This window comes from Marinobacter fuscus (assembly GCF_003007675.1).
In the GTDB taxonomy this organism is placed as follows: domain Bacteria; phylum Pseudomonadota; class Gammaproteobacteria; order Pseudomonadales; family Oleiphilaceae; genus Marinobacter; species Marinobacter fuscus.
The window spans coordinates 342,402-360,680 of record NZ_PXNP01000009.1 but is presented as its reverse complement, the minus strand read 5'-3'; the positions used below and the strand labels follow the sequence as shown (position 1 = coordinate 360,680).

Below are 18,279 nucleotides of genomic sequence, written 5' to 3'. Positions count from 1 at the left end.
ATGAAATCCTTACGCAACATCTGGCACCTCGGCATCAAGGAACTGCGCAGCCTGTGGCAGGACAAGGCATTGATGGTGTTTGTGCTGGTGGCGTTTACGGTGATGATCTACACCGCAGGTTCCGCCGGCTCCATGGAGCTTCACAACGCACCGATCGCCGTGGTGGACGAAGATCAGACGGTGTTGTCCGGCCGCATCATCAATTCGCTCCAGCAGCCATGGTTTCTGACGCCGGATCTGGTGGCCTACGGCGACATTGACGACCTGCTGGACAAGGGCAGCCATACCTTTGCCCTGGTGATCCCCGAAGGCTTTGAGCGGGATGTCCGGCAGGGCAACCCGGTGGCGTTGCAGCTGAACATCGACGCCACCCGCATGAGCCAGGCCTTTATTGGCACCAATTACATTCAGCGCTTTGCGATGGCGGAAGTGGCGGAGTTTCTGCAACCGGGTAGCTCTGCCAGCACCGGGCTACCGATCGAGCTGGTCACCCGGGTAAGTTACAACCCCAATCTGGACGGAACCTGGTTTGGCGGTGTCATGGAGCTGATTACCCAGGTGACCCTGATCAGCATCATTCTTACCGGGGCCGCACTGATCCGGGAGCGGGAGCACGGCACTGTGGAGCATCTGATGGTGATGCCGTTGCGGCCTTTTGAAATCATGGCGTCCAAGGTGTGGGCCAATGGTCTGGTAGTGCTGCTGGCCGCGGCGCTGTCGATAACGCTGGTGATCCAGGGTTGGCTACAGGTGCCGGTGGCAGGGTCGGTGTTGCTGTTTCTGCTCGGCGCCCTGATTCACCTGTTTTCCACCACCGCCATAGGCATTTTGATCGGCACCGTGGCCCGAACCATGCCCCAGTTTGGCCTGCTGCTGATTCTCACCATCCTGCCCTTGCAGCTGTTGTCGGGCGGTATCACGCCCCGGGAAAGCATGCCCCAGCTGGTGCAGGATCTGATGCTGGCGGCGCCCACCACCCACTTTGTCAGCATGGCTCAGGCCATTCTGTACCGGGGTGCGGGGCTGGAGGTGGTTTGGCCACAGATGCTGGCCCTGATGGCCATTGGCGGGGTGTTCTTCACGGCGGCGTTGTTACTCTTCCGTCGCCATCTCTCGGTGTAAGCCGGTAAGGCCACCACCCAACCGGGGTGGTGGCGGTTGACGCTTAGCCGAATTCGAAGAACGCCAGCTTGTTACCGTCCGGATCGCGCACATAGGCACCGTAGAACATGTCCGGAATGCGCTGCCCCGGTTCGCCATCGCAGGTGGCGCCCAGTTCAATGGCCTTGTGGTAAAACTTATCCACGGCTTCTTTGGAGCCCGCCGGGATGGCCACCATGTTGCCGTTGCCGGGATGATTGGGTTCACCATTGAACGGGGTGCAGACGGCCAGCATGGGGGCGCCCATGCTCTTGCCAATAAACGCAATTCGCTCCATGTCCATCAGCACCTTGGCGCCCAGATCTGCCAGCAGCTCCGTATAGAACTGCTTGGCCCGGCCCATATCGCTGACTCCGAGTGTGACGTATCCGATCATATTCGACTCCTTGGTTGGTTAGCGCTGGGTATACGAGCGCCAGGGTGTTTTAGAGCTTAACACCTGTTCGACGATCTTTGCCTGTGGCTTTGCTAAGGTTGGTTCACGACGGTTCTTTGGGAGTTTGTCATGAAGACTGGATTGGCTGTAATCGCGTTACTGTTTCTGATGACGGGCTGCACCGGTGTGCCCAAGGGCATTGAACCAGTGACCGGTTTTGACCAGCAGCGCTACCTGGGCACCTGGTACGAGATCGCCCGGTTGGATCACTCGTTCGAAGAGGGCCTGAGCCAGGTTACCGCCGAATACACCCTGAACGACGACGGTAGCGTCAAAGTTATCAACAGGGGCTATAACGAAGAAAAAGGCGAATGGGAAGAGGCCGAAGGCCGGGCAAAGTTTGTCGGTGACAGTGATGTGGGCCACCTGAAAGTGTCCTTCTTCGGGCCTTTCTATGGCTCTTACGTGGTGTTCGGGCTGGATGAAGACTACACCACGGCTTACCTGACCAGCTACAACCGGGATTACCTGTGGCTGATGTCGCGCACGCCGGAGGTGAGCGACGAGGTGCTGGAGGCGTTCAAGGCCCGGGCCGAGGCGGAGGGGTTTGAGCTTGGGGAGTTGATTGTGGTGGAGCAGTGAGGCGATCAACATAGTAGTTGAACAATGCAGCAACGGTTGCTTCCGGGTTTTTTCCAGCCCCTGTGCATAGGCTTTTGGCAACGCGGTAGTTGTCCTTCAGGTCAGCGAATACCGACTTACTCGTTCCATATTGCGTTCGGTAGCAAGTGGACTGCCAGCCTTCTATAATCACCATTATGAAAAAGCTAACCCTGAAGTTAAATGACTGCAGCCCGGAGACGCTTCCTATGAAGCGGTTGGGGCAGTATCTGGCCCATCTCTCTGACATGCTTGGGGAGGTAGAGCATGTGCATTTTTCTGCGGTTAGTAAAGGCAGCGCAATGCTGAACGTGAATATTGAGGACCTCCACTATCAAAAGGTTCTCACCCACGTGCGGGAAGTTCCGAATGGCATGGGTGCGAAAAAGCAGCGATCTGCCTACCGAGCTCTGCAACAACTCATGGATGAAGACGGCACAGGGGGTGCGATTTTGGACAACGCGGACGCGCCGGTTTTGCGGTTCAGAAAGCGGCCAGACGATGAAAAGCCGCTAGTGGTCAACAAGTCTGGATCCGTCCAGGGCCGCCTGTATCTGGTTGGTGGTAAAGATGAAACGGTCCCGGTTCGACTTGAGGGAGCCAGTGGTGAGACTCTGTATTGCGAGGCCAGTACCGAGATGGCTCAGCGGCTCTCAGCTCTGCTGTTCAAGCAGGTGAGAGTGAGCGGTCCCGGTATCTGGGAGCGTTCGCCTGAAGGAACGTGGAAGCTCAAGAAGCTCAAAGTTGAATCATTCCAGGAGCTGGATACCGCCAAGGTAAGTGATGTGGTTTCCAGGCTTCAGTCGATTGGTGGTTTGAGATGGGCGGACATGGAAGACCCGCATGGAGTAGCCAGGGACCTGAGAGGCTGATTTGAGATTATTAGTCGACAACAACATCCTGATCCAGATTCTTGCCCCGAACACAACGGGCCTTACCGATCCAGAGACCAAGGCGGTCTTGGTTCGGGTTGATGAACGAGCTAGAGCATTTAATCAGCGTCAGGAATCCCGCTCATCCTTGGGTAGCCCCGGCGTTTGCTTACTGAGCTTCTTCTCTTCGGATTTGACCCTTCGCTCGAGCTTCTTGAGGTCTTCCTCTGCGGGCAAATGCTCTGGCTGGATACCGCGCTGGTCGAGCATGCCTCGGACACTTTTGTTGTTCTGTACATGCTCCCGAGTAATGGCCTGCTCGCCCTTCAAGTCTTCCTGATTGACGTTATGGTTGGTCATCTCCGTGGCCAGGTTTTTTGCAGCGATGGTCAGAGTGGGTAGGAAATCTGCCAGTGGCCTGCTCTTTACAATTCCATAGCGCTCTTTCATGGCTTGGGTTGTGCGACCGCCGAATAACGCCTGATCGCCCTTGGAACGAATGCGGCCAAAACCAGCGTCATCAACTCCACGCTCATAGATACTTTGTGACAGAGCCTTTTCGGATTCCCGGAGGCGATCTCTGGCTTCCAGCCGGGCCTGGAGTTTCATCCGGTCTTCAATGATTTCCTGCTTGCGTGTTTGAACGGCGAAGTAGCTTTGGGCAAAGGCGATTTCCGGTTTACGCGGGTCACCATTCTGAGCAATCAGGTAGCACGCATAGCGAGTGAGCATGAAATCTTCGACCGGACGCTCAGAACCGCTACCCAGGGTGACCATTTTCGTGACGCCACGAAAATGGTCATCGACGCTGACTCCGGTGCCCTCACAGGCGGCCATAGCCTTGTTGATGACGGTAAGAAAGTTCTCCCAGCGGGCGTATCCCAGTGGCTGCTGAAGGTCGCGGGCAAACCAGAACTCAATATCTGATTGCTCATCCGGGCGTTGCAGGCGTTGGTTCAGGTTTTGATGCAGTTGCTGCAATTGTTTATCCATTACTTACACTCCTTGTAGGTGATTACTTTAATCATGTTTTCGCTTTACGGCGTTTGGGTTTTGCGGTAGCCGCCCGCTCGGCCTTGATCCTGTCCAGCAATGCCTCCGCACTGTTCTCCCCGCTGATCAGTTTCGGGTTGTCCTTGCGCCATTGCTCGGTGAGTTCACCCCGGAAGGCCTTGGCCAGGATGGACTGAGTGAGGTTGTTGACGCGGGCTAGCGCGTTGTTGACTTGTTGTTCGATGCGGTCGGCGTGGGCGAAGAGTTGGTCTACTCGGTGGACGATTTCGGATTGTTCACTCAGCGTTGGCAATATCAGCAAACAACCTTTTACATCATTTTGATTAATGCTTGCTTGGTTTACCGCAAGTTTGGCATTGGCCCTGAGCCGCTCTAGCCCTACCGGGCTCCTTAAAAATAGCGAGACAAACTCAGGCTTAGCGAAATCTTTTTTGATGGACAGGCGCATGATGTTGCTTTCGAAGACTGCAGGCTCTGTTAGTTCATTAACGAGTGCACTCTTTCCGAGGTATTCAATGCTATTGACGCGGTTAACCAGAATGTCGCCCTGATTAACGTGCCACTTTTCGATTTCAGGCGCGTCGAGTTGAACTCTTTTTAGTTTGCTCCAGTCAGCGATTATCCCGTCATAAAAACTGTCAATTCGAATTATCAAACACCCAGAACCATAGAGATTCGTTGGCTTGTAGATTCCATTCTGAGGGCCATTCTCGATAAGGTCTCCGAGGGATACTTGGCGCCATTCATCGTGTTCTGCTAACTTTCCCCGCCACTCCTCCGTCAACCGCCCACTCACCGCCGCAGCCAGCACGGACTGGCGGAAGCGTTTGAGGATTTGCGGGGTGCGCTCGAGGCGGGCTTTGGTGTTTTCCACCTGGGCCAGCAGGGTGTCGAGTTTGTCGGCGATGACTTTTTGTTCGGCGAGGGGAGGCAGAGCAAACTCCAAACCTTTCAAAACCTCTAGCCGGATTCCCTTTACTGTTGTACCTGTGCCCATCTGCTCAATTTGTCGTGCTACTGAGCGATACCAATAAACAAGGTAATTCCGATGAATTTCCGAGGGCAGAAAGAGGGCTTTGAGGTCTTGGTTGATTGCGGAGTCGAAATCCGCGACGACAATCTTCCCCAAGCTCATTCGTGTGGCGACAATTGGGGTGCCAGCGGGGATGACATTGGTGCTGCTGTTATCCACAGCCGCCTGTGAAATATGGTCGGCGGTATCTTGGAGGGCATGCTTGTTCATGTCCTTGACACTCATCCACGGTATTTCACCCTGATAATACTCAGGCTTCGACTTACTTGGTGTTCCTCCGCCAACGATTCTCAGGATTACATTTTCTAACGGCACAGTAAGCCATTGCGGAGGAGTAATAGAGTCTGTCATTGGTCTACACCACCCATCACTTCCCCCAAAAGCACCCGAGCCCCATCAGCCTCCTCCTCAGCCCCCAATTCCCGCATCAACGCATCCAGCTCGCCCAACGCCTGCACCAACTCCCCCATCGCCTCACCCGCCAACACACTCGGCTCCGGCAAGTTAGCCGCATCCACACTGTCACTGTCTTTCAGCCAGGCAATATCCAGCGAGTCGCCTTTGTTCTCGGCAATCCACTGGCGGCTGAAGCAGCGCCACCGGCTGTGAGCCAGGCGCGGGTCGATGCCTTCGTTTTCGTCGCTGTGTTCGGGCAGGTCTATGGCTTCGGAGTGGAAGCTGTATTCGCCTTCGGTGCGGGCTGAGGGGTGGGCGGTGGACGCAGCCCCCTCTCCCCGGCCCTCTCCCGCGAGGGGAGAGGGAGAAAAGACCGCTTCGAAGGGAGCGAGGTGTTTTTCGCCGAAGGGGGTGCGTTTGCCGAAGCTGGGCATGTTGGTGCGCAGGTCGTACACCCAGACGTTTTCGGTGCAGTGTTCTTCTTGATATTTGTCTTTCTCGCTGCCTTTGGTGAAGAACAGCACGTTGGTTTTCACCCCCTGGGCGTAGAAGATGCCGGTGGGCAGGCGCAGGATGGTGTGCAGGTTGCATTTGTTCATTAAATCCCGGCGCACGTCGGTGCCCACGCCGGCTTCGAACAAAACGTTATCCGGCAGTACCACGGCGGCGCGGCCACCGGGTTTGAGGTTGCGGTAGATGTGCTGCAAGAAGGCCAGTTGTTTGTTGCTGGTTTTGTAGGTCAGGTCGTCCCGGGTGATGCTGGCGTCGCCGCCTTTGCTGGTGCCGAAGGGTGGGTTGGCGAGGATAACATCGGCCTTTGCCAGCCCGGCGCCGGTCTGGCCCAAGGCGTTGCCCAGGTGTACTACGCCTTCGGCATCCCCTTCCATGCCGTGCAGCAGGCAGTTCATCAGGGCCAGGCGGCGGGTGCCAGGTACCAGTTCTATGCCCACGTAAGCCTTGGTGGTCTGGAAGGTTTTGTCTTTGGCGTTTAGCGTATACAGGTCGTCAGTCTGGCTTTTGATGTATTCGTGGGCGGCGATCAGAAAGCCAGCCGTGCCCGCTGCCGGGTCCTGAATGATCTCCCCGGGCTGGGGCTTCAGGCAGCGCACCATGGTGTTGATCAAAGCGCGGGGGGTGAAGTACTGGCCAGCGCCGGATTTGGTTTCGTTGGCGTTCTTTTCCAGCAGGCCTTCGTACAGATCGCCCAGGCCGTCTTTCTGGGCGCTGAACCAGTCAATCTGGTCCAGGGTTTTGATCATCTGTTCCAGGTGCCGGGGTTCCCGCAGGCGGGTTTGGGCGTCGGCGTAGATGGCGCTGATCAGCGGGTCTTCGTGTACCAGTGTTCCGTCGCCGTCCTTGCCGGTGGACAGGCTGAGCAGGATGCGTTTGTAGTCGTTCAGCAGGTTGATGCCGGATTTGCCGTTCAGGTCGGTCCAGCGGCAGCCCTCGGGGAGCGGGTGCTTTTTCAGGGTGCCGGCTTCGGTGTTCTCGTGCACCATTTTGATGAACAGCAGCAGTACCAGTTCGGTGACGTAATCCGAGTAGTTGATGCCGTCGTCCCGCAGCACGTCGCAGAGGTTCCAGAGTTTTTGGACGATGTCGTTGTTGGTCATGGTGCTCACTATTTTAGGTTGGGCCGGAAGATGAACTAAGGCTTCCGATTATTTTAGGCTGAGGCCAAGAGTCAGGCGGATTCCTTCACAAGTGCCTTTTTTACCGCGACTACCGATTCATTGGTGGCCTTTTCGAGTACGGCTCTGGGGAAGCGGCTTTGGTATGCATTACTATCTGTGTGGTGCCCGTCTAGCAACGGGTGAAGTCGCTTTTTTAATGAGGCAGCAGGTTCATCGCTACCGATCTTTTCACCCAATACATCCAGTAGTGCGCCCTCCAGGCATATCGGCGACCAAAGAATGATGTGATAGCCGTGCTTTTTAGCTTTGTCATGGTCTTGCTGGCTGATTGGAATATCAGAGTCCAGCACAAAGAACCGCTGATCAAAGGGCAAGTGACCATACTTTCTCGCGGCGTTGGTAATAATATTACCGGGTGAGCCGCCGGATTGTTTTTCTATCGTTGGTTTTACGCTGGCATTGTCAGCCCGGAACTGTTGGTTCATGTGCTTGATAAAGGCCTGATCATCCGGGCCTTCACCTACAATCAGCAGAGTTGTTCTGCTGGCTTGGCGGTGTTGAGTCCGCTGCGTGCGCTTCCTTGCCATAGGGTGTTACAACTCCGGGGTGGCGCCGAGGGCCCCGGCCATGTATTTCGCGTACAGGTTGTCATCAGCGCGAAGGCCCGTCATATCATCCAGGCGCCAGGCTTCACTGTTCTGGTTGCGTTTTTCGACCAGATATACCTGATGTTTTTGCAGTAAGTTCAAGACTTCAGGCGTGTGACAGGTGAAGATCAGCTGCGCCTGGTGCGGGTTACTGTGGTCGAATTCGAACCACTCGAGAAGAAGCGGAACCAAATGCGGATGCAGGTCATTATCCAGCTCGTCTATGACGGCAATACCGCCATACTGAAGAGTTTTCAGGACCGGACCAAGCAGTACGAAGGCGGACTGAGTACCGCTGGACTCTTCGAAGAAGGGAAGTTCGAAGTTTTGCCCATCGCCTGCTTTGTGCATGCCGAAAGGAAGGAATACCTTCTCCTCTTTACCGGTTTCATCCAGGCCCGTCATTTCCCTGATCTCCACAGCATCCAAGCCCAGATCAAACTGGCTCATGGCAACAGACATTTTTTTGGCCAGTTCCGGCGCCTTTCTGAATCGCTCTGCGGTCTCGATAAGAGCGCCATGCTCGAAATGACGGCGCCCTGAGCTGATGACGTTCGACTCAATCCGATTGAAAAACTCGATAAAAGGGCGTGCTTCGGCGACATCATAGCTGTGGGCAGCGGCCAGCAGAGAGGCGTTACCACGCAGTTTTTCAGCCTGTGCCTTGGAAAAAGGGAAGCCTTTTTGTCTGAACCGATAACCTTGCTCGGTTTTTTCTCTTTTGAACAGGTAGCTGAACTGTGAACTGGTTTTTTCGTACAACGCTTCGGAAATTATGGCTTCCGGAGTCAGTTCCAGTTGATAACGGTAATCGACGCCTTTGAGCATAAACTCAAGCTCAAAATAGCTGGATTCATCGCGGTGCAATTGATGGGGAAAGAAGGGAATGGTTCGGTCAGGGGCCATCCCCAGAAAGGATTCGCTGATAAACCAGCGAAGAAACGCAAGTGGTTTCAGAAACTGGGTTTTGCCTGAGCCGTTTGCACCGACGACGGCAACGGCTTTGTTATAGCGTTCGCCATCGATCGTAATGTCGTAACCTGATGGGGTGGGTTTTTTGCCCAACGCAAAGTCGATCACGGCTTCGTCTGCAAAGCTATAGAAATTTCTAAAGCTCAAATTCTTGATCATATTATCGCTGTTTCAACGTGTTTTCGTTGATTCTGGGCTTTTAGCATTTTCAAATCAAGCAAATTACCTGGAAAGTCTGCTCGGCACCCGTTGGTGAGCGCTTCATGTACAAAAAACGGAAAATCGTATGCACGTTGCTGGCGACATGTATAGAAAAGCTGATTTTCTATACATGTGGTTCCGGCTATGTCGAAAAAACCTCAAAAAATCGACATAGATCGAGTCTATGTCGATGCCGTAAACATTGCCTGATCAGGCACTCCGCTCCGGCCACATCGCCTCATTCAACTCCTCCAGCACCACGTCCAGCTGCGCGCCCAGCACCTTGTCCATCTGCTTCGCACCGCCGTCATCGGCAAAGCGGTGGTTTACAAATTCCCGGTCGATGATGACTTCGTGCACCAGTTGCTTGGCCAGGCGCTCCAGCCATTTGCGTTGGTTGGGCGTCCAGTTGTGCTGGGTGAGGATGCGATCCATGGCCTGGGCTACCCGCTGTTCAAAAGGAATCAGCGGCTCGCCCAGGGCGGCGCGGCGGATGTAGCCGAGGATGCTGGCGGCGATGTCTTTGTTGGTCTGATTGCGCACGGCGCTTTGCAGGTGGGCTTCGGAGTAGCCGTGGTTGTCCAGCAGCAGTTTTACTTCCCGTAGCTGTTCCCGGGTGAGGTCCCGGGGTTTGTTGACCACGACTGCGAGTGCGGCGGACTGATTGAGCTGTTGTTTGATGAACTCGTTGAAGCTGTCCAGGTAGTCTTCCGGCTTGTCGTGTACACCGTAGCTCTGGATACGTTCGCGGATTTCGTCTTCGTGGTCGGAAATCAGCGGCATATATTCGCTGCCGACCAGGCTTTTCACTTCTGTCAGCTGGTTCAGCAAACCGCTGTGTTGCTTGATGAACTCAGACGCCTGGCGGGGGCCGAGCTGGTGCAGGTGGGTATGCAGGGATTTAGGCTCCACGCCCCAGCTCTGGTGCAGCTCGTCCAGTTTCTGTTTCAGTTCCGGGCGGTTTTCGGCTTTGTTGTCGGCCTTGCGCAGTACCCGCATGAGCTTCTGGCTGAGCTGGCTGAGCACCACGTCGGCCTGGCTTTCGTCGGGCGCGTCGCCGGGGCTGTTGAGGGCGGTTTCCAGTAGCTCGTCGTCGGTGAGCTCGTCCACCAGTTGCTCCAGGGTGATGTTGGGGTCTTTTACCAGGGGCTTCATGGTGTTCACATCCTGCAGCGCGGCATAGATATCCACAGGGTCGTAAATGCGGAATACGGTTTTGCCGATCTCGTCGCAGCGGCGGGTGGCGCGGCCGATCATTTGTTCGTACAGAATGCGTGAGCGCACCCGGCGCAGGAACACCAGGTTGCAGATGGGCGGAACGTCGATGCCGGTGGTCAGCAAATCCACGGTGATGGCGATGTTGGGGTAGCGCTCGTTCTTGTAGCGGCGGATAAGCTGGTCCACCTTGTCGCTCTGGCCGGTGATCTTGGCCACCGCGGCTTCGTTGTACTGGCCGTTGTAGAGACCCTTGAAGGCCTTGTCGAGCTGGCTTTTCACCATATCGGCGTGCAGGTCGGTGGCACAAAAGATCATGGTTTTTTCGTCGCCGAACGGGTCCAGTTCCTGCACCAGCTGTTCGCAGATCACCCGGTTGAAATTCTCGTTGATGACGCGGCGGTTGAAGGTGTCCACCTCGAAGGTCAGTTCGTCTTCCAGCTCGGTGGTGTCCACTTCTCCGGTCTGGCGGTTGATGACTTCCACCGGCTTGCCCTTCTCAAAGGTAATGCCGTTCTGGGTGAGCAGGGTTTCGTAGCGGATGGGTGGTTCGTGGTCGATCAGCCAGTCGTCGGCCACCGCTTCCCGGTAGGAGTAGGTGTACACGGGTTTGCCGAAAATCTCGCTGGTGTGTTTGGCCGGGGTGGCGGTGAGGCCGATTTTCACGGCATCGAAGTAATCCAGCACCCGCCGGTAGCTGGACAGGTACTGGCTGGTGTCCCGCAGCGCTAGTTCGCCTTCGGTCATTTCCTGGTCCAGGGTGTAGCCCCGGTGGGCTTCGTCGACGATGATGCAGTCGAACTGGTCAATGGCCGGCGGGGTGTCACTCATGAAGATGCGTTTGACCATGGCCTGCACGGTGGCCACCTGGATGCGGGTTTCCGCTTCCGCCGCCATGTCGCCCAGCTCCGCCACGTTGTAGATCTTGCTGAGGGTGTGGTTCTGCTCCAGCGGGGCTTCGTTGAAGGCGTCGATGGCTTGCTGCCCCAGCGCGGTGCGGTCCACCAGGAACAAAATACGGTGGAAGCGCTCGGCTTTCAGAAACCGGTACATCAACCCGATGATGGTGCGGGTTTTACCGGTGCCGGTGGCCATGGCCAGCAGTGCGGTGCGAACACCGCGAGCCAGGGCATTCTCGGTGGCGACTATGGCCTTTTGCTGGTAGTCCCGCAGTTTCAGGTAGCCGAAGGGCTCGTCTTTTAACAGCTTTTCGGCGTTGGCCTTGTCTCGTTCCAGCAAATCCAGCAAGCCGCCGGGGGTGTGGAACTGCGGAAGTGCGCGGCGCAGGTTGCTGGGTTCGCGCACATCCCGGAACCAGGTACCGGACTGCTCCGCCAGTTGCGGTACATAGGGCCGGCCGTTGCAGGAATACACGAAGGGCACGTGGTAATGGCCGCTTTCGTCTGCGGGCCATGCGATGGTGCGGCCCATCAACTCCCAGGCGCCGAGTAACGGAGCTTCCACTTTAAAGCCTTTGCTGTAACGCTCGGCCTGGCGAATTTTACCGGCCACGTTGGTGTTTTCTTTCTTGGCTTCCACCACGGCGATAGGCGTAAGCCCGACAAACAGCACGTAATCGGCCCGACCCTTCTCGCCGTTATGGTTGGTGGGCCATTCAGCAATCGCGCGATAGGTGCCTTTCTCCGGGCGGGCGCCTTTCTGGAAGGTGATATCCTGGCTGTCGGCTTCCCAGCCCGCTTCCTGCAGTTGCTGGTCGATGAGGATGCGGGTGAGTTCTTCGTTCAGTACCAGGGTGTCGGTGGCAGCTTTGGTTTGTTTCGCCACCTGCTGGCGTTGCTGGTTAACCGTTTGCTCGCTCTGCTCCGTGAGCTGTTGCTGCAGGGCTTTGATCTTCTGCTCGTAGGCCTGTTGTTGCTGGTTCAGCGCCTGTTCGTGCTGGCGGGCCTGTTCGGCCAGCGCCCGGGATTCTTCGTCCATGGCCACGGCCAGGGCTTCGTATTCAGATTTTTCCTGCTCGATCAGCTGGCTGAGCTGCTGGCTGCTGTCCAGGGCCATGTTGGCCTGTTGCAGGTCGTGGCGGAGTTTTTCAATGTCGCTCTGGAGCTGGCGTAACTGGGCGCTGGGGTCGGCAGGCGGTACAAAGGGTCCGGGCTTGAAGCTGGCGCCAGCTTTACCAAAGGAACGGTGAAACCAGATAGCCAGCGTGCGGGCCACTTTCAGGCCATCCATGGCTTCTTTGTGCCGGGTGCGGAACTGGTGGGTGGCCTTGTTGCCTTCAATGCGCAGGATGTGGAACAGCTCTTTGATCTGCGGTTCCAGCCGTAATTCGCGGTTCAGCCGGTAGAGCAGTTCGGACTGGCTGGTTTGTTCGTCAAACTCGATGCCGGAGAGCGCAGCCAGGTGCTGGGCCAGGGCTTCGCCAAGCTGGCGGAGTTTGATCAGGGTGGTGTTCGGGTCGCTGGCGAAGGCACGCTCGGCGGATTCGGCCAGCTCCACGAATAAGGAATCGTGCTCTGACAAAAACGAAAAGTTGCCGGACTTGAATTCCGTTGCCTTGTTCAATGTATCCCTCCGCGACAGTAGCACGGGAGAACATTAGCAGACTTATCCGTTATATGGCAGCCGGTGTCCGCATGGCTTTTCTGTAATTCGTTGTCTGGTTCTGGCCGAAAAAAGTCTTTTAATATAAATTACTATACAATCCCGGCCATTCTTGTGATTTATCAATATTAAACTGTTGGACGGCATGGCGGATTCACGGCGGCATTTTCGGAAGTTTCTCAGATCGGCCCTGGTGCTTGGTGTTACCGGGGTGTTGGTGTTCACCGGTGTGGTATTCGGCACCCTGGAATACTGGGCCTGGAAGGAGCTGGAGGTGCTGAAAGCCCGCGAGCAGGCCCGCTTGCAGCTAACCCGGTGGTTGCTGACCCAGGCTTTCGACCATGCAGCCAACGACGTTCAGGCGTTCGCCCGGATGCCCGCAACCCGTTCGTATAACCGGACCCGGAGTGCGGAAGACAAAGCCCGGCTGGAGCAGAGTTTCCGGGTTCAGCTGGGCCAGAAACACACGTACAGCCAACTGCGCTTCATCGGGCTGGACGGTGCCGAAAAAGTGCGTTTGGACAGGCTATACAACAGAGTGCTGGTAACGCCGGAGCATCAGTTGCAGGTGAAATCGGGGCGTTACTATGTGGCAGGCGCCCGGGCGCTGGCCGAAGGTGAGCTTTATGTTTCGCCGCTGGATCTGAATGTGGAGAACGGCGCTGTTGATGTGCCTTACCTGCCCACGGTTCGCTTCAGTGTGCCGGTTACCGATCCGGATTCCGGTCACCGTGGTCTGGTGGTGCTGAACGTGGGCGGCGAACTGCTGCTAGATACCTTCCGCTTCAGTATGACCACCCGGCATCAGGCCTTTTTGCTGAACAGCGGCGGGCATATTCTGCACGGGCCCGATGAGAGCCGTTCCTGGGGTTTTATGTTCGATCTGCCCCCCGCGTTCGCCAATGACTACCCCCGGGCCTGGGCGGGAATGCAACAGGTGGATTCCGGTTCGGTGCTGGTGGATGCCGGGCTGTTTCTGTTCGATACCGTGTACCCCCTGGAGCGTATTGCTGCCCTGCCTGCGCCAGGTTCTGCCAGCGCTTCTGCAGACAGTTACTTCTGGAAAACCGTTACGTTTGTCCCGGCGAGTCAGTTGCCGATGACGGATTTTTACCGCCAGCCCTGGCTGATGGCGGGCTATTCGGCCGGTGCCGTGGGCTTGTTCTTGTTGATTGTCTATTTTTGCTTCACCCGTTTCCGGCGCCAGCAACTCCGGCGTGAAATTGCCAGGCAGGCAACGCGGTTTCAGGATATTTCGAGTGTGCTGGGCGAAGGCCTGATTGTGATGGATACCGCCGGTGTGGTGACCTACGTGAACCCGGAGGCCGAGCAGGTTCTGGGCTGGCGGGCTGATGAACTGGTTAACCTCCGGGGCCATGAGCTGTTCCATGCCCACGATGATAAATCGGATTGCCGGGTTCTTGCGGTTATGGGTAGCGGGCAAATGTACCGCAGTATGCAGGAGATGTTTCGCTGCAAGGATGGCCGCACGATTCCGGTGAGTTTGAACGCCGCGCCTCTGGTGAACGATGCTGGCGTGGAGGGGGTGGTGGTGTCGTTTCAGGATTTCAGCGAGATTCAGGCTTACCAGGAAGAGATTCGCCAGCTGGCATTCCAGGACACGCTGACCGGGTTGCCCAACCGGCGTGTACTCGATGAGCGCCTGCGCCAGGCCTGTGCTTTATCTGAACGGCACGGCTGGTCTCTGGCACTGATGTTTCTGGATCTTGATCATTTCAAGGAAGTGAACGATACCTATGGCCACGATGCCGGTGACTTATTGTTAAAAGAGATCGCCAGCCGCATGATAGGCTGCCTGCGCAAAGCCGATACGGTGGCCAGGATGGGCGGCGATGAGTTTATTATTCTGTTGCCGGAAATCGCCAGCCCGGATGATGCCGAGCGGGTGGCCACAAAGATTTTGAACGCGGTTGCACAACCTGTTTACTTGCCGGAGGGTGAAGCCCGGGTCGGTGTTAGTATCGGAATTGTTGTGGCCCATGGTTACGGTGTCACGGCAGAACAGATGATGGAGCGTGCGGACACTGCAATGTACGAGGCCAAACGGGCAGGCCGGAATCGGTACTATGTGGAAAAGTAGCGGATTTGGGTTTCGTGAAAACGTGAAGTGCTGGAAAACACAAACGGAAGTGAGATAACAGGGTGAGCTAAAGCGGGAAAGTGGTCGGCGTGGCAGGATTCGAACCTGCGACCCCTTCGTCCCGAACGAAGTGCGCTACCAAGCTGCGCCACACGCCGATCAACGGCCGGTATTATACGGATTGCCGACCGTTTTGAAACCCCCTTCCCTGGGAATTTCACGCGACCATCTGCTAAAGGCCGGTTTACCCGGCGGTTGGCAGCAGAGAAATGTCGGCGACCCGCAGGAACAGATTACGCAACCGGTTCAGCAGGGCCAGGCGGTTGTTGCGTACTGATTCATCGTCGGCCATCACCATCACTTCGTCAAAGAAGTTATCCACAGGCTCCCGCAGGCTGGCCAGGGAGCTCAGGGCGCTGGCGTAATCGCCCTGCTCGAACAGTGGCAGCACCTTACCGGCCTGTTCTTCCACTTTCTGGGCCAGTACCTTCTCGGCGTCGTCCTGCAGCTTGGCCGTGTCTACTGTTTCGCCGACACTGTCATCGCCCTGCTTGGTGAGGATGTTCGATACCCGTTTGTTGGCACCGGCCAGGGCCAGGGCCTCTGGCAGCTGGCGGAAGGCTTCCACGGCTTTCACCCGGCGGTCGAAATCCAACGGTTTGGTCGGCCGGCGGGCGTGTACCGCCAGGTAAACCTCGGCACCGATACCTTGCTCGTCGTAGTGGGCGCGGAACCGCTCCAGCATGTAATCCACCACAGTGCTGGCGGTGTTCTGCTCGGTCAGTACGGTGAAGTTCTGCTCGGCCCACTCGCACAGGGTTTGCAGATCCAGCGGCAGTTGCCGTTCAATGATGATGCGCAGCACGCCCAGGGAGGCACGGCGCAGGGCGAACGGGTCACGGGTGCCTGAGGGCGGCTGGTTGATGCCAAACAGACCTACTAGCGAGTCGATCCGGTCGGCAATGGCCACGGCGCAGCCGGTCAGTGTGGACGGCAGGTCGTCGCCGGCAAAGCGCGGCATGTACTGCTCGTTCAAGGCCTTAGCCACGTCGGCGTGCTCGCCGTCGTTGGTGGCGTAGTACTGGCCCATGATGCCCTGCAGGTCGGTGAATTCCAGCACCATTTCGGTACACAGGTCGGTCTTGGCCAGCATCGCGGCACGCTCGGCCAGGGCCGGGTCGCTGCCGATGGTGTCGGCGATCTTCTTCGCCAGCGCCGCTACCCGCACAGACTTGTCGTACAGGCTACCCAGCTTTTCCTGGAAGACAATGGGCTTGAGCGCGTCGATGCGGGCTTCAAGCTTGCTCTTGCGGTCGGTTTCGTAGAAGAAAGCGGCGTCGGACAGGCGCGGGCGAATCACCTTCTCGTTACCGGCAATCACCTGGGCCGGGTCTTTACTCTCCAGGTTGGCGACGGTAATGAACAGCGGCATGATTCGGTTGTTGCTGTCTACCACGTGGAAGTATTTTTGGTGTTCTTCCATGGAGGAGATCAGTGCTTCGGCCGGAACTTCCAGGAAACGCTCTTCAAAGCGCCCCATCAGCGGCACCGGCCATTCGTTCAGGGCGGTGACTTCGTCCAGCAGGTCGTCGTCGATCACCGCACGGCCACCGGCTTCTTTTTCGGCCAGCGCGGCAACACCGGTGCGGATCTGCTCCCGGCGCTCGGCGAAGTCGGCCATCACATAGCCTTCCTGCTGCAACACCACCTCGTAGTCGGCCGGGGTGGGAACAATCAGCTCTTTCGGGCAGTGGAAACGGTGGCCACGGGTCTTGTTGCCGGGCTTGAGGTTCATCACCGGGGTGTCGATCACCTTGTTACCGAACAGCAGAATCAGCCAGTGCACCGGGCGCACGAATTCGGTTTTGTAGGCACCCCAGCGCATCCGCTTGGGGATGGGCAGCGCGGCCAGGGATTTTTCCACCAGGCCGGGCATCAGGTCGACGGTGGGCTTGCCTTGCTCCACGGTGCGATATACCAGCCAGGCGCCTTTATCGGTTTCCATGGTGTCGAGTTGATCCGGGCTAATGCCCAGAGAGGTAGCAAAACCGGTCAGCGCGCGGGTGGGGTTGCCAGCGTCGTCAAAGGCGGCCTTCACCGCCGGGCCACGCTTTTCCACGGCTTTGTCCGGCTGGGCGTCGGCCAGGTCGCGAATACGTACCGCCAGGCGGCGGGGTGCGGCGAAGCTTTCCACCTGGCCGAAGCTAACGCCTGCGTCTTCAAGGCCTTTTACGATGCCCTGGGTGAAGGCGTCTGATAACGGTTTCAGGGCCTTGGGTGGCAGCTCTTCAGTGCCCAGTTCAACCAGAAAATCCTGTGTTGCCATGATTATGCGTTCCCCTGTTCCTGCGGTGCCTGCTTTGCTTTTTTGCCTTTCTTATTGGCCTTGGCCTCAGCGGCCTCAACGTTGGCCAGTACTTCCTTGCGCAATGCCTCCGGCGCTAGCGGGAAGCCGAGCTTGCGGCGGCTGTCGAAGTAGGCCTGGGCGACAGAGCGTGCCAGGGTGCGAACCCGCAGGATAAAGCGCTGGCGCTCGGTTACGGAAATGGCGTGGCGGGCATCCAGAAGGTTGAACGTGTGGGAGGCCTTGAGCACCTGCTCGTACGCAGGCAGCGGCAGCCCGGCTTCGATCAGGCGGGCGCTTTCCCGCTCGTGCACGTCGAAGCTGTGGAACAGGAACTCGGTGTCGGCGTGTTCGAAGTTGTAGGTGGATTGCTCCACTTCGTTCTGGTGGAACACGTCGCCGTAGGTGACCACGCCGTCCGGGCCTTTGGTCCAGACCAGATCGTAGACACTGTCCACGCCCTGGATGTACATGGCCAGGCGCTCAAGACCGTAAGTCAGCTCACCGGTCACCGGATAGCATTCCAGGCCGCCGACTTGCTGGAAGTAGGTGAACTGGGTGACTTCCATGCCGTTCAGCCAGATTTCCCAACCCAGACCCCAGGCACCCAGCGTTGGGGATTCCCAGTTGTCTTCCACAAACCGGATGTCGTGCACCAGCGGATCCAGCCCCAGCGCGCGCAGAGAATCCAGATACAGCTCCTGGATGTTGTCTGGCGATGGCTTCAGCACCACCTGAAACTGGTAGTAGTGCTGCAGGCGGTTGGGGTTTTCGCCGTAACGGCCGTCGGTGGGGCGACGGCTGGGTTGCACGTAGGCCGAGTTCCAGGTTTCCGGGCCAATGGAGCGCAGGAAGGTAGCCGGGTGGAAAGTACCGGCGCCCACTTCCATATCCAGGGGCTGGAGTACCACGCAGCCGTGCTGCGCCCAGAAATTCTGCAATGCCAGAATCAGACCCTGGAAGGTCTGGAGGTCTGGCGCGGAGTTGTTGCTTGCCTTGTCTGTCACGACGTATGCCTGCTGGTCAGTCTGTGTGTGGCGCCTGAAGTATTCAGGCACTCCTGAGAATGAAAACGCGCATTATACGCTGGC

At 57.2% G+C, this 18,279-nt stretch carries 13 protein-coding genes and 1 tRNA gene; 4 read left to right on the top strand and 10 right to left on the bottom strand.

All coding sequences use genetic code 11. The features are described from left to right. A complete protein-coding gene (locus C7H09_RS02715) occupies positions 1-1,122 on the top strand; it encodes an ABC transporter permease (protein ID WP_106761096.1) in 1,122 nt (373 codons plus the stop codon). A gap of 43 nt (positions 1,123-1,165) precedes the next feature. Here C7H09_RS02715 and C7H09_RS02710 read toward each other — a convergent pair whose 3' ends face one another. Then, complete coding sequence (locus C7H09_RS02710; protein WP_014420015.1) at positions 1,166-1,537, bottom strand: VOC family protein; 372 nt, start codon at positions 1,535-1,537, stop codon at positions 1,166-1,168. A gap of 129 nt (positions 1,538-1,666) precedes the next feature. On the opposite strand from C7H09_RS02710, the gene C7H09_RS02705 reads away from it, so the two are divergent. Together C7H09_RS02705 and C7H09_RS02700 are read left to right on the top strand one after the other, a co-directional pair. Beyond that, positions 1,667-2,179 (top strand): lipocalin family protein, encoded by a 513-nt coding sequence (locus tag C7H09_RS02705; RefSeq protein ID WP_106761095.1) that lies wholly within the window; start codon positions 1,667-1,669, stop codon positions 2,177-2,179. Positions 2,180-2,355: 176 nt separating this feature from the next. Then, positions 2,356-3,069 carry a hypothetical protein gene (locus C7H09_RS02700; protein ID WP_165794769.1) on the top strand — a complete coding sequence of 238 codons (714 nt, stop codon included), beginning with the start codon at positions 2,356-2,358 and terminating at the stop codon, positions 3,067-3,069. Between the two features lie 129 nt (positions 3,070-3,198). On the opposite strand, the gene dinD is transcribed toward C7H09_RS02700, so the two are convergent. From dinD to hsdR, 6 genes are all read right to left on the bottom strand, one after another. Continuing rightward, a complete protein-coding gene (gene dinD / locus C7H09_RS02695) occupies positions 3,199-4,062 on the bottom strand; it encodes a DNA damage-inducible protein D (RefSeq protein WP_106761093.1) in 864 nt (287 codons plus the stop codon). A gap of 31 nt (positions 4,063-4,093) precedes the next feature. Further along, positions 4,094-5,467, bottom strand: coding sequence for a restriction endonuclease subunit S (locus C7H09_RS02690; RefSeq protein WP_106761092.1), 1,374 nt, complete (start codon positions 5,465-5,467; stop codon positions 4,094-4,096). Then, positions 5,464-7,125, bottom strand: a complete 1,662-nt coding sequence (locus C7H09_RS02685) for a class I SAM-dependent DNA methyltransferase (protein ID WP_106761091.1) — start codon at positions 7,123-7,125, stop codon at positions 5,464-5,466. Before C7H09_RS02685 ends, C7H09_RS02690 begins: the two co-directional genes overlap by 4 nt. Before the next feature lie 71 nt (positions 7,126-7,196). Then, positions 7,197-7,733 carry a hypothetical protein gene (locus tag C7H09_RS02680; protein ID WP_106761090.1) on the bottom strand — a complete coding sequence of 179 codons (537 nt, stop codon included), beginning with the start codon at positions 7,731-7,733 and terminating at the stop codon, positions 7,197-7,199. 6 nt (positions 7,734-7,739) lie between these two features. Then, entirely contained in the window at positions 7,740-8,924 is a 1,185-nt protein-coding gene (locus C7H09_RS02675) for an AAA family ATPase (RefSeq protein ID WP_106761089.1), read from the bottom strand. A gap of 252 nt (positions 8,925-9,176) precedes the next feature. After that, the gene (gene hsdR, locus C7H09_RS02670) at positions 9,177-12,704 is read right to left on the bottom strand and encodes a type I restriction-modification system endonuclease (protein WP_106761088.1); all 3,528 of its coding nucleotides are present in this window, start codon (positions 12,702-12,704) and stop codon (positions 9,177-9,179) included. A 184-nt stretch (positions 12,705-12,888) separates the two neighbouring features. Here hsdR and C7H09_RS02665 point away from each other — a divergent pair, with 184 nt between their 5' ends. Further along, on the top strand, positions 12,889-14,844 hold the full coding sequence (locus C7H09_RS02665; RefSeq protein WP_133166195.1) for a sensor domain-containing diguanylate cyclase: 1,956 nt from the start codon (positions 12,889-12,891) through the stop codon (positions 14,842-14,844). Positions 14,845-14,925: 81 nt separating this feature from the next. On the opposite strand, the gene C7H09_RS02660 is transcribed toward C7H09_RS02665, so the two are convergent. The 3 genes from C7H09_RS02660 to glyQ form a co-directional block, all read right to left on the bottom strand. Beyond that, a tRNA-Pro gene (locus tag C7H09_RS02660) sits at positions 14,926-15,002 on the bottom strand. Between the two features lie 86 nt (positions 15,003-15,088). Next, positions 15,089-17,170 carry a glycine--tRNA ligase subunit beta gene (gene glyS / locus C7H09_RS02655; RefSeq protein ID WP_106761086.1) on the bottom strand — a complete coding sequence of 694 codons (2,082 nt, stop codon included), beginning with the start codon at positions 17,168-17,170 and terminating at the stop codon, positions 15,089-15,091. A gap of 2 nt (positions 17,171-17,172) precedes the next feature. After that, the gene (gene glyQ / locus C7H09_RS02650) at positions 17,173-18,195 is read right to left on the bottom strand and encodes a glycine--tRNA ligase subunit alpha (protein ID WP_106761085.1); all 1,023 of its coding nucleotides are present in this window, start codon (positions 18,193-18,195) and stop codon (positions 17,173-17,175) included. Between the last annotated feature and the right edge of the window lie 84 nt (positions 18,196-18,279).